Here is a 16,465-nt window from a genome sequence, read left to right as displayed (position 1 = left end):
CATAATATTTTCAAATAAAAAAACTTTATTTATTATTGTAAATATATACATATTTTAAATGTTTATTTAATAACATCTTTTGTAACTAAGATCACATAACATTCCTTTCACGTAGAGTTTAATGGTCAGGTCTTTTATTAATCAGATCCTCATGTAACACTATCCTTATCAAGGAAGAATTATGCGAACTACATTCAACACGATATCAATTATATTTAGCCTTGTATTTTTTCACAGTGCATTAGCACAAGACATTACTATCTATTACACTAACGATCTCCATGCTCACGTCAATCCGGCAAAAATCCCTTCGGTTGATAAAAACAGGGCTATTGGTGGAATGGCAAATATCGCAGGCGTCGTTAATGAAGCGAAGAAAAAAGCTAAAGATGTATTTTTCTTTGATGCAGGAGATTACTTTACTGGCCCATATATCAGTACGTTGACTAAAGGTGAAGCCATTATTGATATAATGAACGCTATGCCTTTTGACGCTGTTTCTGTTGGTAATCATGAATTTGATCATGGTGTAGCTAACATGGTTACCCAATTATCCAAAGCGAAATTCCCCGTGTTACTGGGAAATATTTACTACACAGAGACACATAAACCCGTCTGGGATCATCCATGGACCATCATTGAAAAAGACGGATTAAAGATTGGCGTTATTGGATTGCATGGCGCATTTGCCTTTTATGATACAGTCGCAGCGAAAGCCCGCGAAGGCGTCGAAGCCAGGGATGAAATTAAGTATTTAAATAAAGCGCTTTCAGAATTAAAAGGCAAAGCAGACATTACCGTTCTGCTAATCCATGAGGGTGTTCCTGCGCGGCAATCCAGTTTTGGTAATAAAGATGTGGAAAGACTATTACAGGCAGATATCGATACAGCTAAAAAAGTCAATGGTGTTGATGTCTTGATTACCGGTCACGCCCATGTTGGAACGCCGCAACCGATAAAAGTTAATAATACATTGATTGTATCGACCGATGCATATGGTACGAATATTGGAAAACTGGTACTTGATTACAATCCGCAAACAAAGAAAATTGATAGTTATAAAGGTGAGTTAATCACCATGTTTGCAGATAAATTTCAACCTGATGCTACAGTTCAACATACTATTAACAAATGGAATGAAAAACTTAATAAGATCACTCAGCAAGTTATCGGTCATTCTACAGCCGTGTTAACACGTGAATATGGTAGTTCTTCCTCTACCGGTAATCTCATTCTTGATGCAATGGTGGAAAAAGCACCAGATGCGGTTGCCGGGTTTCAAAATAGCGGAGGAATGCGCGCTGATTTCCCTAAAGGAGATATCACATTAGGGGATGTCATTAGCACTTTCCCCTTCAATAACGACCTCATTGAGATGGATTTGACGGGTCGTGATCTCAAGTCGTTGATGATACATGCAACAAATTTGACTAATGGTGTTTTACAGGTTTCCAAAAGCGTTGCTGTTGTCTACGACAGTAGTAAACCCCTCAACCAACGGCTGATCTCGTTCACCATCAATGGCAAACCAGTAGAAGATAACCAAACATATCGTATTGCCACTCATTCTTTCTGTGCCAGTGGCGGCGACGGCTTTGAAGCATTTCTGAAAGGAAAAAATATAAAAACGCTTCCAGGAGTAACATCGGCAGATTCCATTATTGATTATTTCAAAAAGCATGACCCTGTTACACCAGACTTAACTAAAAGAGTAATGGACGTAGCAAAATAGATTCTAATGTATAGAAACCATTTATTGAACAAGGAATGTAAAATGCAAATAATGAAACGTATGTTTATTTCCACAGCGTTGCTGGGATTTTTTTCAGTTTCCAGCATGGCGCAAAATGTTATTATTATTTATACCAATGATCTCCATGCTCATGTTGATACTTACAAATTACCGTATGTGGCAGACGGTAAACGTGCAATTGGTGGGTTCGCTAATATAACCACATTAGTGAAGCAGGAAAAAAACAAGAACAAAGCGACCTTTTATCAGAAGGATGGCATCTCGCTTTTCAGCCATTGTAAGCGCGAAGCGTTCTCCGGCAGCATCACCAGCCCCGCCTGAATACTGAGCTCGCCATCACTCAGTGGACGAAAAACCACGCCCTGGCGCTGAATGGCGGCAAAGGAGGCCGGGAGTAAGCTCAGACCGTCGCCGTGCGCAATTCGCGCCAGCAGAACGTCATGCTCCAGCGGCTCCTCAAGACAGGCAGGGGCGTAACCCACGCGCTGAAAGCGCGCCCGCGTGGCGTCAAAGAAGGCCGGATTGCGTTCCCGGCTGAACCAGAACAGCGGCCGGTGGTTAAGTGCCGCCAGCGGGAGCGACGCTCTGCCAGCTTCTGACCAGATGGCAGGTAGCGCAGCGATGAGCGGCTCGTGCCAGTCGAGCGGCGTGACGGCAAGTCCGACGCTCTCCAGCGGCAACGCCACCACGGCGGCATCCAGTTTTCCGCGTCGCACCTGACGTACGAGATCGGGCGAGCTCTGGCGTACCAGACGCAGGGTCTCCACCCGGGTATTCAGTTGTGTTTCCAGCGCCGCGAAAACCCCCTGCTCAAACGCCGTCGTCAGCCCCAGACGCAGCGACTGCACGCCATCTGGCGCAAGCTGACTCAGGGCGGCCCAGGTTTTATCCTGCAGTTCCAGCAGCGGACGCACGATCTCCAGCACACGCAATCCCTCATTGGTCAGCGTCAGGCCTTTGGTATGACGGACAAATAGCGTGACCCCCAGACGTTCTTCAAGCTGGCGTATATGGCGGCTGAGCGGCGGCTGCGCCATAAACAGTCGCTGGGCCGCCCGGCTGATGTTGTTCTCTTCCGCCACCACGGCGAAATAGCGCAGCAGGCGAATATCCAGAGAGTGCAGAGGCGGTGTTGTCATACCGAAAAGGTATCACGGAAACGGTATTATCCAAATCATTCTGCGCGCCCTATCCTCACGCCACATACTGAGCAAACGAGGAAGATGTGATGCATTCAGAACGCTTTATAACGGGTCAGGACATGCTGCAACGGGTGGATGGCAAAGGCGGCGATGCCGTCGTCGAAAGTTTGCAAGATATCGCGCCGGACTTCGCCCGCTACCTGATCGAATTTCCTTTCGGCGATATCTATTCCCGCCCGGGACTGGATTTACGCAGTCGGGAGATTGCCACCGTCGCCGCCCTGACCGCGCTGGGCAATGCCACGCCACAGCTGAAGGTACATATTGCCGCTGCGCTGCACGTCGGGTTAACGCAGGAGGAAATCATTGAAGTGATAATGCAGATGGCAGTATATGCAGGCTTTCCAGCCGCACTGAACGGTCTGTTCGCCGCAAAAGAGGTGTTTGCCGGCCGGTAACGCACCGGCCAGCATGATTGACGAACCGTAGGCCGGATAAGCGCAGCGCCATCCGGCAAAAACTACAGCAGTTGCGCCAGACGGTTAATATCCGACTGGATCGCCCCGGCGGTAACGTCACGACCGGCGCCCGGTCCGCGAATGACCAGCGGGTTATCGCGATACCAGCGACTTTCAATGGCGAAGACGTTATCGCACGGCAGCAGCGCCGCCAGCGGGTGTTCTGGACGAACGGCTTCGACGCCGACGCGCGCTTTGCCGTTGGCGTCGAAACGCGCGACGTAGCGCAGCACCAGCCCCATTTCGCGGGCCGCTTCCAGACGTTGCACCATCTGGTCGTTCAGCTCATCGCCATTTTCAAAGAAGTGATCGATTGAACCTTCTTCACAGTGCGCGGGAACCAGCGACTCGACGCGAACCTGATCCGGCTCGATGTCGTAGCCCGCTTCACGCGCCAGAATCACCAGCTTGCGCATTACATCTTTACCCGACAGGTCGACACGCGGATCCGGCTCCGTCAGTCCCTGCTGCCAGGCCTGATCCACCAGATCGGTAAACGGCACGGAGCCATCAAACTGCAGGAATAGCCAGGACAGCGTGCCGGAGAAGATCCCGCTGATTGACAGAATGGTGTCGCCGCTGTCGATCAGATCACGCACGGTGTGGTTGATCGGCAACCCGGCACCCACGGTGGCGTTGTACAGCCAGTGACGTCCGGTCTTATCAAACGCATCGTGGATCTGGCGATACTTATTACTGGTGCTCGCCCCGGCCAGTTTGTTCGCGCTGATGACGTGAAAACCGTGACTGGCGAAGTCGAGATATTGATCGGCCAACTGTTCGCTGGCGGTCACATCCAGCACTACCAGATCGTCATACGGGTGCGCGCGCATCCACAGGAACAGCGACTCTTCATCCTGTTCAATGGCTTCATCATTGAAGAACGCCAGCGCGCGGCTGGCATCCAGCCCTTCGTAGTTCAGCAGGCTGCGACGGCTATCCACCACCCCTGCCAGCACAAATTCAAAACCAGTACGCGCCGAGAGCGTGCTCTGCTCGCGGGCAAACAGTTCCAGCCAACGGGAACCAATATTGCCCTTGCCGAAGAGCACCAGGCCGATGCGTTTTTCCGCGCGGAAGATTGACTGGTGCAGACCCTGAATCAGGCTCTCTGTCGGGCCGGTACGCAGCACCGCCACCAGGCTGATGCCTTCTTCCGACTGCCAGGTAAATTCCACCGGCTGTCCTTTCAGTTGCTGCCAGAAACGGTGGCAGTGCAGCGGATTACGGGTGACGCCCGCGCCCACCATCGCCACCAGCGCCAGCCCCTGACGCAAACGCAGTTCACCCGGCAAACCCGCTTCATCGAGGATTCGCAGGGCGCTGTCGGCCACTTCCGAGGTGTAGCAGAACTGCAGCAGGTGCCGATCGGTATGGACGCCAACGGCCAGCGGACGCACCTGCGCACGCTTGAGGACCTGATCGATATCTTTATGCGCCTGCTTAAAGTCCTGGCTGGCGGGAACCTGAAATTCAATCAGACAAACGTCATCATGGCTGGTCACGATACGCGCGCCGGTCCCCGAAGCCAGTACGCGCTCAATGCGCGTGGAGCCTTGATCCGGCGTGTAACTACAGCGCAACTGAAGATCGATATCGCTCCCGGAAACCGGCTGCAGCGTACGGGCGTGCAGAACCGGCGCTGCCAGACGCGCCAGCTCACTGGCTTCATCCAGACGCAACAGCGGCAACAGGCAGGCGTCTTTGACTTTACGCGGGTCGGCGCTGTACACCCCGGCTACGTCGCTCCAGATGGTGACGCGGGAAACGCCTGCCAGCGCGCCAATCTGCGTGGCGGAATAGTCAGAACCGTTACGACCCAGTAGCACCGTGTCGCCCGCATTACTGCGGCTGATAAAACCGGTCACCACCAGACGTTTTTGCGGGTGCTGGATCAGCAGTTGCTGCAATAACGGGTAAGAAAGCCCTTCATCCACCTGCGGTTGCGCGGCACGCTCGGCGCGTAAGAATTCACGCGCATCCAGCCAGGCCGACTCCATGCCCTGTTGATTAAGTACCGCGGACATCAGACGCGCCGACCACACTTCACCGTGGCCCACAACTTCCGCATAAACGGCGTCATTCACGCCGCTATCCAGCAGATTTGCCAGACGTTCCAGATCGCTAATAAACAGGCTGGTTAATGCCTCCGCCACGTCAGCGGGAAGCAGGCCGCTAATCAGCTCACACTGATAGCGACGCAGGGTCTGTTGCACCTGATGCGCAGAGAGGCGATCGGTCTGACTCAGTTTCAGCCAACTGATCAGTTGGTTGGTCGTACTGCCCGCAGCGGAAACCACCATCATGTCGTCAGGCTGTGAGTATTCCGCCATGATGCCCGCGACGCGCAGATAACATTTCACGTCAGCCAGACTACTACCACCAAATTTGTGCAGTTGACGACCCTTCGCCCCTGCCTGCGCAATCACACTCATGTTTACCCCTTGTTTGCAGCCCGGAAGCCATTTTCCAGGTCGGCAATTAAATCTTCGCCATCTTCAATACCGGTGGAGATACGCAGTAGCGTCTCGGAGATCCCGGCGGCAGCACGCGCCTCTGGCGCCATGCCGGCATGCGTCATCGTTGCAGCGTGAGAGATTAGGCTTTCCACTCCCCCTAAGGATTCCGCCAGTGTAAACAACGACAGTCCACTCAGGAAACGACGTAGCGTCTGCTCATCGCCATCCAGTTCAAAACTCAACATTGCGCCAAAGCCTTTCTGCTGGCGCACGGCAATGTCATGCCCCTGATTGTCCGGCAGCGACGGGTGATAGAGCTTTTTCACCAGCGGCTGGGTTTGCAGATAATCGACGATCGCCTGCGCATTGCGTTGCGCCACTTCCATGCGCGGCGACAGCGTACGCAAACCACGCAGCAGCAGGTAACTGTCAAACGCGCCGCCGGTCACGCCGATATTATTCGCCCACCATGCCAGTTCGGTGACGATTTCCGGATCTTTGGCAATCACCACGCCCGCCACCACGTCAGAGTGGCCATTCAGATATTTCGTGCATGAATGCAACACCAGATCGGCGCCCAATGCCAGCGGATTTTGCAGCGCCGGGCTTAAAAAAGTGTTGTCGACAACGCTGACGGCTCCGGCTTCACGCGCCAGTTGGCAGATTTTCGCAATATCCACCACGCGTAACAGCGGATTACTCGGACTTTCAACCAGCACCAGTTTGGGTTTTTCTGCCAGCGCGGCCTGCAACGCCTGCTCATCCCCTTGATCGACAAACCGCACGCGATAGCAGCCGCGCGTCGCCAGACTGTCAAACAGGCGGTAGCTGCCGCCATAGCAGTCATGTGGCGCCACCAGCAGATCGCCAGGCTTCAGGAACACGGTCGTTACCAGGTGAATCGCTGACATGCCGGTATTGGTCAACACCGCACCCGCACCACCTTCCAGTTCGGCCAGCGCACGCTGAACCACATCGCGCGTAGGGTTGCCGCGACGAGAGTAATCATGGGCGCGAGGCTCATTAAAACCGGTAAAATTATAGGTGCTGGAAAGGTGAATCGGCGGAACGACGCAACCGTACTGTTCGTCGTCATTTAACCCGCTACGCACTGCGATGGTGGCCTGTTTACGCGTCATGTTAGGGTGTTCCTGAGCTGAGTCGATGAAAAGTCAGGTCCCAGAGTAAACAGGTTAACAATAGACGTCAATACATCTGGACATCTAAACTTCTTTGCGTATAGATTGAGCAAACTGGAAATAGCCGTTAAAATTATCTGCATTAGCGCACAACTACAGGCGCTTTATCAGTGTCACAGTATCGCCTGTACGGTAAACTATGCGGAATTACGGCGAGTAGGCACACAAACAGTGTGGCTTTGCCTCATATTAATGACAAAGAGGATTAAGTATCTCATGGCTGAATGGAGCGGCGAATATATCAGCCCATACGCTGAGCACGGTAAGAAGAGTGAGCAAGTAAAGAAAATTACGGTTTCCATTCCTCTGAAGGTGTTAAAAATCCTCACCGATGAACGCACGCGTCGTCAGGTGAACAACCTGCGCCACGCCACCAACAGCGAGTTGCTGTGTGAAGCGTTTCTGCATGCCTTTACCGGGCAACCTCTGCCGAACGATGCAGACCTGCGTAAAGAGCGCAGTGATGAAATCCCGGAAGCGGCGAAAGAGATTATGCGTGAACTGGGGATCGACCCGGAGACATGGGAATATTGATTTGCAGAAAAGAGCGGCGCGGGCTTCCTGGCCGCTCTTTTTAATTGTGTAACAAGGACGTTATGCCATGAATCGAGGCTTACTGGTTTTCAGTCTGCTGATTGCGACGCCTGTTTTTGCCTGGGAACCGCAAACCGGCGACATCATCTTTCAAATGTCCTTATCCTCCCAGAGCCAGGCGATTCAACTGGCAACCCATTCCGACTATAGCCATACCGGCATGGTTGTTATCCGTGAGAAAAAACCGTATGTCTTTGAGGCCATTGGCCCGGTGGTTTATACCCCGCTGCAAAAATGGATAAAACACGGTAAAGACGGAAAATACATTGTGCGTCGCGTTGACGGTGGATTATCGCCACAGCAGCAGCAAAAGCTCGCGCAAACCGCGAAGCAGTATCTCGGCAAACCTTACGATCTGGCCTTCTCCTGGAGTGACGAGCGTCAGTACTGCTCTGAAGTGGTGTGGAAGGTGTATGACCATGCGCTCGGGATGAAAATGGGTAAGCTGCAAAAGCTGAAGGATTTCGATCTCAGTCACCCGGCGGTACAAGCCAAAATGAGAGAACGCTACGGTAAAAATATCCCGCTGAATGAAACGGTTATTTCCCCGCAGGCGCTTTTTGATGCGCCGCAGCTGGAAACGGTTGGGAAGGCGTGGCCACTGCGTTGGTGGTGAAGCAACAAAGGCAGAGGGTTTCCTCTGCCTTTCAGACTCGCTGCCCCACTGTTTTCATACAGTACTCACGGGTTATTTGCTGATCCCATTAAATTTATTCAGCGTTGCTTCCATTTTGAGCGTTTCTTTACGGTTCAATGGGTAGAAATAAATCAGCATTACGGCGGCCAGAAACAGGCATAAAGCCGGTATGAGGTTCGCCATCGTGTAAATATTTTCCTGCACGACGCTGGTTTGCACAGCCCCGCCCGTTGACGAGGATTGATAACCGATGATGGCCAGCATAAAACCCCCAATGGCCCCCGCACATGCCTGACCCACTTTGCGAGCAAGGAAGTTCACACCATAAACGGTGCCATCCTCGCGATCGCCAGTAACATACTGATGATAATCGCAAACATCCGTCATAAACGCCCAAATCATCAGGTTGAATAATCCGGCTCCAAGCGTCGCAAGGAAAAGAAAGACCAGATAGACTTTCGCATCCGTAATATGGATGAAGTACATAATCAGATACATCGCCACTGAGAAGAACAGTGCGCCTACGCTGGCTTCTTTTTTACCAAACCGCTTCGTGAGCCAGGACGCCGATGGTGCCAGCAGAATCAGGGAACCAAAGGTAAACAAGAGTGCGACAGACATGGCGGCTTTATTGTGGAAATAATCATTAAACAGATAGGTCATATTGGTGCCGGAGAGTCCCTGATTAATCACAATAAGCAGATCAACCACAACCAGAACAATCAACGCCTTATTGCGTAGCAATCCCTTCAGCAAAACAGAAACGGGCATGCTCTCTTTTCTTTCCACACGCACACGCTCTGTCGTTAAGTGACAGGTCAGTGTTAAAAAGATAAAAGCCAGTATTGAGCAACCAATCGCAATCCAGAGGAAACGCTGCCCGGAAATCACCATGCTTCCGTCAACAAGGGTGGAATACATCAGAATGGGAATAAAAAAACCGGTTGCCCCACCACCAATTGCCGAGCCAACGCTGCGGTAGGTCGAAAGCGAAACACGATGGTCCGGATTCGAGCTAATCGCGGCGGACATTGCGCCATAAGGAATGCTAACGGTTGATAGCAGCGAACCATAAATAAAATAGGAACAGCAGATATAGATAATTTTCGCCGTTTCAGAAAATTCATGAACAAACGGCAGAAAAAGAACGACCGAAATGATGCAGAAAGGGTATTTCATGCGACGAACCCAGGGGTTAAAACGCCCGTGAACGGTCAGTTTAGACGTATCGCATAAGCGCCCTACGGCGACATCAACAAACGCATCAAAGAGTTTCGTTACAAAATAGAGTGACCCGACAATAACCCCGGAAACACCGAGCACATTAGTGTAATAAATCATTAGAAAACTATTCACCAACCCAAGAATGAAACAATTTCCCAGGTCGCCGCATAAATAACCTATTTTATCTCTGAATCCGAAAGGCCTAATAGCAATGCTTGCATTAGTTCTTATAACATGTTCATCACTAGACATTATGTCAACTCCTTAGACACCTTATTCACGCAAAAAATTAAGGCAAGCATGGTTTGCGTATTGAAAGGCACTTGATGATGTTTTATATAGATAAACTTCACTTTAACGGGGTTAACACTCAGAAGTTATAACCCAGACCAACGCGATAACGCGTCTGGCGATCGTCCGTCGTTGTCGTGTTATAACCAGAGGAAACATTACCCACTTCAACAAAAGGAACCCAGGAACCTATCTTGTAAGCCACACGGAAGTTATATTCATAATCTTCATTTTTGTTGTTATATAAATCTTCACTGTCGGCAATTTTATAAATGCCGTTGAGTTCAAACATCCAGTTATTGACGTTATAACCGAGCCATGCTTCCGGGCGATAGACCATCCGATCGTCTTTACCGTCAGCATTTCTGCGCATATATTCCTGACGATAGCGGAACGCCGTCCACCAGTTGTCATTGATATTATACTGTACGCGAAGATAAGGCTTATAGATCGTCATGTTATCACCCGTTTCAACCGCGATGCCCGGTTGCCAGATAAGACCCTGCCAGGTGAATTGATAGCTTGCAGTATACTCGTTACCATTACTTTCCATATTGTTCCACGCATCATTAGATTGCGCATCATCGGAACGGGAGATCGCTTCGACTGCCACACCAAAACCAGTCGCAAAACGGTGAGACATATAAACACGGTCATAGTTACGTCCATCATCATAATATTCATGACGATAATCTACGTAGCCTGCGTGAGCGGCTCCAGATAATAATGGAATAAGTAATAATGCATATCCACGCTTCATAGCAATCCCTCTCAAAGAAAACGCCAACAACAATCTGACCTTATCGGTATCACTACGACTAAAACGCCATGATAACAATAAGGGATAAAAATAATTTTATATTGCGTAATGAAGTTTATTTAAGCGGGGAAGTTAAAACCTTTTGAATTTTGCCAGCAAATAAAAAATATGGCAAAAAAAGAAAGATGAGAGAGACGAACATCACCAACAGAAACAATTTATCGATAAATTAGAAACAGCATTTCAATTTAGCATCTCGTTATTTATTCAAGACGTCAATAGAAAATATGAAACAGATAAACTTCGGATACAAAAAAAGCGCCAGAAGGCGCTTTTTTTTGACAGCGGAAACTTATTTGCTGCCCGGGATGTTGAAACGCTTGTTGAAGCGGTCAACACGGCCACCGGTTGCAACGTCACGCTGTTTGCCAGTGTAGAACGGGTGGCATTTACCGCATACGTCCAGGTTCAGATCGTGACCTACGGTAGAGCGGATTTTCATGACGTTACCGCAAGAACAGGTAGCAGTAATTTCTTCGTATTTCGGGTGAATATCTTTTTTCATGGGGAAACCTCAGTTTAAGGCCGCGTCGCTCTTCCAGCCCTAACGCCAGACACCACGCGATGTTAATTTTTACCCGTCGCCTTCCAGCAGCGTGAAATTCTCGGGTAACGGTCAAGTTTTGACACAATCAATTTGCATCAAAGGCGGCGAATCATACAGAAATTAGCCCGCTCATGCAAACTGATTCGCTCGTCACCCGTGACTAATGTGTATACTAACCGGCCAGATTTCAAGTCAGGATGATTTATGCCCGTAGCGCACGTTGCCTTACCCGTTCCGCTCCCTCGCACCTTTGACTATCTTCTGCCGGAAGGCATGAACGTCAAAGCGGGATGTCGCGTGCGCGTACCGTTTGGCAAACAGCAGGAACGCGTCGGGATCGTGGTCTCGGTCAGCGACAAAAGCGAGCTGCCGCTGAATGAACTGAAAGCGATCGTTGATGTGCTGGATAATGAGCCGCTCTTTTCGACCTCCGTCTGGCGTCTGCTGATCTGGGCGGCGGATTATTATCATCATCCCATTGGCGATGTGCTGTTCCATGCCCTGCCCATCCTGCTACGTCAAGGGAAGCCTGCCACCAACACGCCAATGTGGTACTGGTTTGCCACCGAAGAGGGCCAGGCCGTTGATCTCAATAGCCTGAAACGTTCCCCCAAACAGCAGCAGGCGCTGGCCGCGTTGCGACAGGGGAAAATCTGGCGCGATCAGGTCGCCGCTCTTGAATTCAACGACGCCGCGCTTCAGGCTCTGCGTAAAAAAGGCTTGTGTGAACTGGCGAGCGAAACCCCCGGTTTTAGCGACTGGCGTACGCACTACGCGGTCTGCGGCGAACGTCTGCGACTGAACACTGAACAGGCCACCGCCGTTGGCGCCATTCACAGCGCGTCAGACAGTTTCTCCGCCTGGCTACTGGCCGGGGTGACGGGGTCAGGTAAAACCGAAGTTTACCTGAGCATTCTGGAAAACGTTCTGGCGCAGGGTAAGCAGGCGCTGGTGATGGTACCGGAAATCGGTCTGACGCCGCAGACCATCGCCCGTTTTCGCGAACGTTTCAACGCGCCGGTGGAAGTGCTGCATTCCGGCCTCAATGACAGCGAACGCCTTTCTGCCTGGTTGAAGGCCAAAAACGGCGAAGCGGCGATCGTCATTGGCACACGCTCCTCCTTATTTACGCCGTTTAAAAATCTTGGCGTGATCGTGATCGATGAAGAACACGACAGCTCCTATAAACAGCAGGAAGGCTGGCGCTATCATGCCCGCGATCTGGTGGTCTGGCGCGCCCATAGCGAACGCATTCCAATAATCCTCGGATCGGCCACGCCGGCACTGGAAACGCTGTGTAACGTGCGCCAGAAAAAATACCGTATGCTGCGCCTGACGCGCCGTGCCGGAAACGCGCGACCCGCGACCCAGCACGTGCTGGATTTAAAAGGTCAGCAGGTGCAGGCCGGTCTGGCACCGGCGCTGATCGCCCGTATGCGTCAGCATTTACAGGCCGACAACCAGGTGATTTTATTTCTCAATCGCCGGGGCTTTGCGCCTGTGCTGCTTTGCCACGACTGCGGCTGGATTGCGGAGTGCCCGCGTTGCGATCACTACTACACCCTGCATCAGGCACAGCATCACTTGCGCTGTCATCACTGCGACAGCCAGCGTCCGGTGCCACGTCAGTGCCCTTCCTGTGGCTCCACGCATATGGTACCGGTCGGGTTAGGCACCGAGCAGCTTGAACAAGCCCTGGCGCCTTTCTTTCCCGGCGTGCCGATTTCCCGCATTGACCGCGATACCACCAGCCGCAAAGGGTCGCTTGAGCAGCATCTGGCGCAAGTGCATCGCGGTGGCGCAAGGATCCTGATCGGCACCCAGATGCTGGCAAAAGGCCACCACTTCCCTGATGTGACGCTGGTTGCGCTGCTGGATGTGGACGGCGCGCTGTTCTCGGCAGACTTCCGCTCAGCAGAACGCTTTGCCCAACTTTATACCCAGGTTTCCGGGCGCGCGGGACGCGCAGGCAAACAGGGGGAAGTGGTCTTGCAGACCCACCACCCGGAACATCCGCTGCTACAAACCCTGTTGCATAAAGGCTATGACGCATTTGCTGAACAGGCGCTGGCGGAACGACAAACCCTGCAACTGCCGCCGTGGACCAGTCACGTCATCGTGCGCGCAGAAGATCATAACAATCAGCAGGCGCCGCTGTTTTTGCAGCAACTGCGTAATCTGATTCAGTCCAGTCCGCTGGCTGACGATAAGCTCTGGATTTTAGGCCCGGTACCGGCGCTGGCACCGAAGCGCGGCGGGCGCTATCGCTGGCAGATTTTATTGCAGCATCCGTCGCGGATTCGTTTGCAACATATCATCAGCGGAACGCTGGCGCTCATCAATACGTTACCGGAGTCGCGCAAGGTGAAATGGGTGCTGGATGTCGATCCGATTGAGGGATAATCCGCTCATGATGCGAGGCGGATCGAAAAATTCAACATTCATCACACTTTTCATGAAAATTCTGTAACCGTTTCCATCCGCTATCTGATAAAAATGTTTTCGATGTGAATTTAAACAGGGATTGTGCTGCGCCGAATTTTCCAGGCGAGGAGAAAGAGTGAAATCGAATAAGCAGGCCGCTGCCGCTACAATGAAAGATGTTGCCATGAAGGCGAAAGTCTCAACGGCAACGGTGTCCCGTGCGCTAATGAACCCCGATAAAGTCTCTCAGTCCACCCGAAACCGGGTTGAACAGGCAGCTGTAGAGGTGGGGTATTTACCGCAGGCGACAGGACGCAATGTTAAACGTAATGAATCGCGAACGATCCTGGTGATTGTCCCGGATATTTGCGATCCCTTCTTTAGCGAACTGATCCGTGGGATCGAGGTCACTGCCGCCAGTCATGGCTATCTGGTGTTGATCGGCGATTGCGCGCACCAGAACCAGTAGGAAAAAACCTTCGTCAATCTGATCATCACCAAGCAAATTGATGGCATGTTGCTGTTGGGTTCTCGTCTGCCGTTTGACGCCAGTATTGAAGAGCAGCGCAATCTGCCGCCGATGGTGATGGCGAACGAGTTTGCGCCGGAACTGGAGTTGCCCACAGTCCATATCGATAACCTGACCGCCGCCTTCAATGCCGTGAACTACCTGCATGAACTGGGGCATCAGCGCATTGGCTGCATTGCCGGGCCGGAAGAGATGCCGCTATGTCATTACCGCTTGCAGGGTTACGTACAGGCGCTGCGTCGTTGCGGTGTGACGGTGGATCCGCACTATATCGCTCGCGGGGATTTCACCTTCGAAGCTGGCGGCAATGCGCTCAGGCAGTTGTTCGAATTGCCGCAACCGCCGACCGCCGTATTCTGTCATAGCGATGTCATGGCGCTCGGCGCCCTCTCATGGGCCAAGCGTCAGGGCATCAAAGTCCCGGATGACCTGTCGATTATTGGTTTCGACAACATCGCCCTCGCGGAATTTTGCGATCCGCCGCTGACCACCGTTGCGCAACCGCGCTTCGAAATTGGTCGTGAAGCGATGCTGTTGCTGCTTGACCAAATTCATGGGCAGAATGTCAACAGCGGCTCGCGTTTGATGGACTGTGAACTGATCCTTCGGGGCACCACGCGCGCCTTAACGTAAACCTTTCAGACACGGTGTCTGGTCAAAGGCCCGCCGCTTAAGTAACATGGCGGGCTGACGAACAAATCAATACAGCGAAACGATAGTGGCACAACGAGATTATGTACGTCGCGGCCAACCGGCACCTTCGCGGCGCAAAAAGAGCACCTCACGGAAAAAGCAACGCAACACGTCTGCGGTATCGCCCGCAATGGTCGCCATTGCCGCCGCCGTACTTGTGGCCTTTATCGGTGGTTTGTACTTCATTACGCATCATAAGAAAGAAGAATCCGAAACGTTGCAGGGTCAGAAAGTGACCGGCAACGGGTTGCCGCCGAAGCCGGAAGAGCGTTGGCGTTATATTAAAGAGCTGGAAAGCCGCCAGCCGGGCGTACGCGCGCCGACAGAACCGTCTGCAGGCGGTGAAGTGATGAAGCCGGATCAGCTGACCAACGAACAGCGCCAGTTGCTTGCGCAAATGCAGGCCGATATGCGCCAGCAGCCAACACAGCTCAACGAAGTACCGTGGAACGAGCAGACGCCGGCACAGCGTCAGCAAACGTTACAGCGCCAGGCTCAACAACGTCAGGTTGAGCAGCAACAGCAGCAGTGGAACAACACGCCGCCGGTTCAACAGCCGCGTACACAGCCACAGACGCAAACGCGCACAGCGCAAACGGCGCCGGTACAGCAACCGTCGAAACCTGCCACGCAGCCGCAAAAACCGGCCGCGACGTCACAGCCGTATCAGGATCTGCTTCAGACCCCAGCGCACACAACGGCGTCTGCACCAAAAGCGCAACCGGCCGCTCCGGTTGAGCGCGTGCCGGAAGCACCGAAGCCGACAGCAGAGAAGAAAGACGAACGTCGCTGGATGGTGCAGTGCGGTTCGTTTAAAGGCGCTGAGCAGGCAGAAACAGTGCGGGCGCAGCTGGCTTTCGAAGGCTTTGACTCCAAAATCACCACCAACAATGGCTGGAATCGCGTGGTCATCGGGCCGGTGAAAGGCAAAGAGAATGCCGACAGCACCATTAGCCGTCTGAAGATGGCGGGTCACACAAACTGTATTCGGCTCGCCTCCGGGGGTTGAAACCCCCAAAATCCCCCCCATCTATACTTGCATTACGCCCCGTACACCGTGCGGGGCTTGTATTCTGTATTTGTAACCAAGGGGTCTGCTCGTGACAACAATAGTAAGCGTACGCCGTAACGGCCATGTGGTTATCGCCGGTGATGGTCAGGCCACACTGGGTAACACCGTAATGAAAGGCAACGTGAAAAAAGTGCGTCGTCTGTACAACGACAAAGTCATTGCTGGCTTTGCGGGGGGAACGGCGGATGCGTTCACGCTGTTTGAACTGTTTGAGCGCAAGCTGGAAATGCATCAGGGACATCTGGTCAAAGCCGCCGTTGAGCTGGCGAAAGACTGGCGTACCGACAGGATGCTACGCAAACTTGAAGCGCTGTTAGCGGTCGCGGATGAAAACGCCTCCCTCATCATCACCGGTAACGGTGACGTCGTGCAGCCGGAAAACGATCTGATTGCCATCGGCTCCGGCGGTCCCTACGCCCAGGCTGCGGCACGTGCTCTGTTGGAAAACACCGAGCTCGGCGCTCGCGACATTGCTGAAAAAGCGTTGGATATTGCAGGCGATATCTGCATTTACACCAACCATTTCCATACCATTGAAGAATTACCGTCTAAAGCGTAAGGAT

The 16,465-nt window shown here is 52.3% G+C and carries 13 protein-coding genes and 2 pseudogenes; 9 read left to right on the top strand and 6 right to left on the bottom strand.

The window, feature by feature from the left end; genetic code table 11:
• Positions 1 to 181: 181 nt before the first annotated feature.
• Together F384_RS21660 and F384_RS29370 are read left to right on the top strand one after the other, a co-directional pair.
• Positions 182 to 1,732 carry a bifunctional metallophosphatase/5'-nucleotidase gene (locus F384_RS21660; protein WP_046493466.1) on the top strand — a complete coding sequence of 517 codons (1,551 nt, stop codon included), beginning with the start codon at positions 182 to 184 and terminating at the stop codon, positions 1,730 to 1,732.
• 60 nt (positions 1,733 to 1,792) lie between these two features.
• Positions 1,793 to 1,999: pseudogene (locus F384_RS29370) on the top strand (bifunctional metallophosphatase/5'-nucleotidase); the annotation flags it as partial.
• Here F384_RS29370 and F384_RS21655 read toward each other — a convergent pair.
• Positions 1,999 to 2,892, bottom strand: a complete 894-nt coding sequence (locus tag F384_RS21655) for a LysR family transcriptional regulator (protein WP_046493465.1) — start codon at positions 2,890 to 2,892, stop codon at positions 1,999 to 2,001. The pseudogene F384_RS29370 and the gene F384_RS21655 sit on opposite strands and share 1 nt — an antisense overlap.
• An 89-nt stretch (positions 2,893 to 2,981) precedes the next feature.
• On the opposite strand from F384_RS21655, the gene F384_RS21650 reads away from it, so the two are divergent.
• The gene (locus tag F384_RS21650) at positions 2,982 to 3,353 is read left to right on the top strand and encodes a carboxymuconolactone decarboxylase family protein (protein ID WP_046493462.1); all 372 of its coding nucleotides are present in this window, start codon (positions 2,982 to 2,984) and stop codon (positions 3,351 to 3,353) included.
• 62 nt (positions 3,354 to 3,415) lie between these two features.
• On the opposite strand, the gene metL is transcribed toward F384_RS21650, so the two are convergent.
• A complete protein-coding gene (gene metL, locus F384_RS21645; RefSeq protein WP_046493460.1) occupies positions 3,416 to 5,848 on the bottom strand; it encodes a bifunctional aspartate kinase/homoserine dehydrogenase II in 2,433 nt (810 codons plus the stop codon).
• A gap of 2 nt (positions 5,849 to 5,850) precedes the next feature.
• Complete coding sequence (gene metB / locus F384_RS21640; protein ID WP_046493458.1) at positions 5,851 to 7,011, bottom strand: cystathionine gamma-synthase; 1,161 nt, start codon at positions 7,009 to 7,011, stop codon at positions 5,851 to 5,853.
• A 276-nt stretch (positions 7,012 to 7,287) separates the two neighbouring features.
• On the opposite strand from metB, the gene metJ reads away from it, so the two are divergent.
• On the top strand, positions 7,288 to 7,605 hold the full coding sequence (gene metJ, locus F384_RS21635; protein WP_042325599.1) for a met regulon transcriptional regulator MetJ: 318 nt from the start codon (positions 7,288 to 7,290) through the stop codon (positions 7,603 to 7,605).
• A gap of 67 nt (positions 7,606 to 7,672) precedes the next feature.
• Positions 7,673 to 8,281, top strand: a complete 609-nt coding sequence (locus tag F384_RS21630) for a YiiX family permuted papain-like enzyme (RefSeq protein ID WP_046493455.1) — start codon at positions 7,673 to 7,675, stop codon at positions 8,279 to 8,281.
• Positions 8,282 to 8,353: 72 nt separating this feature from the next.
• Here the strand turns inward: F384_RS21630 and F384_RS21625 are convergent, their stop codons facing one another.
• The 3 genes from F384_RS21625 to rpmE all read right to left on the bottom strand — a co-directional run bounded on the left by F384_RS21625 (position 8,354) and on the right by rpmE (position 11,142).
• Positions 8,354 to 9,778 carry an MFS transporter gene (locus F384_RS21625; RefSeq protein WP_046493452.1) on the bottom strand — a complete coding sequence of 475 codons (1,425 nt, stop codon included), beginning with the start codon at positions 9,776 to 9,778 and terminating at the stop codon, positions 8,354 to 8,356.
• Between the two features lie 118 nt (positions 9,779 to 9,896).
• Positions 9,897 to 10,577 carry an oligogalacturonate-specific porin KdgM family protein gene (locus tag F384_RS21620; RefSeq protein ID WP_046493449.1) on the bottom strand — a complete coding sequence of 227 codons (681 nt, stop codon included), beginning with the start codon at positions 10,575 to 10,577 and terminating at the stop codon, positions 9,897 to 9,899.
• Positions 10,578 to 10,929: 352 nt separating this feature from the next.
• Positions 10,930 to 11,142, bottom strand: coding sequence for a 50S ribosomal protein L31 (rpmE, locus tag F384_RS21615; RefSeq protein ID WP_042325590.1), 213 nt, complete (start codon positions 11,140 to 11,142; stop codon positions 10,930 to 10,932).
• Positions 11,143 to 11,388: 246 nt separating this feature from the next.
• On the opposite strand from rpmE, the gene priA reads away from it, so the two are divergent.
• The 4 genes and pseudogenes from priA (at position 11,389) to hslV (ending at position 16,461) form a co-directional block, all read left to right on the top strand.
• Positions 11,389 to 13,587 (top strand): primosomal protein N', encoded by a 2,199-nt coding sequence (gene priA / locus F384_RS21610; protein ID WP_046493445.1) that lies wholly within the window; start codon positions 11,389 to 11,391, stop codon positions 13,585 to 13,587.
• 157 nt (positions 13,588 to 13,744) lie between these two features.
• Positions 13,745 to 14,770, top strand: a pseudogene (gene cytR, locus F384_RS21605) (DNA-binding transcriptional regulator CytR).
• 85 nt (positions 14,771 to 14,855) lie between these two features.
• Positions 14,856 to 15,839, top strand: coding sequence for a cell division protein FtsN (ftsN, locus tag F384_RS21600; protein WP_046493443.1), 984 nt, complete (start codon positions 14,856 to 14,858; stop codon positions 15,837 to 15,839).
• A gap of 91 nt (positions 15,840 to 15,930) precedes the next feature.
• A complete protein-coding gene (gene hslV, locus F384_RS21595) occupies positions 15,931 to 16,461 on the top strand; it encodes an ATP-dependent protease subunit HslV (protein WP_046493441.1) in 531 nt (176 codons plus the stop codon).
• Positions 16,462 to 16,465: the final 4 nt, after the last annotated feature.

It is taken from the genome of Citrobacter amalonaticus Y19 (assembly GCF_000981805.1).
Taxonomy (GTDB): domain Bacteria; phylum Pseudomonadota; class Gammaproteobacteria; order Enterobacterales; family Enterobacteriaceae; genus Citrobacter_A; species Citrobacter_A amalonaticus_C.
This window is presented reverse-complemented; position numbering and strand designations above follow the sequence as displayed.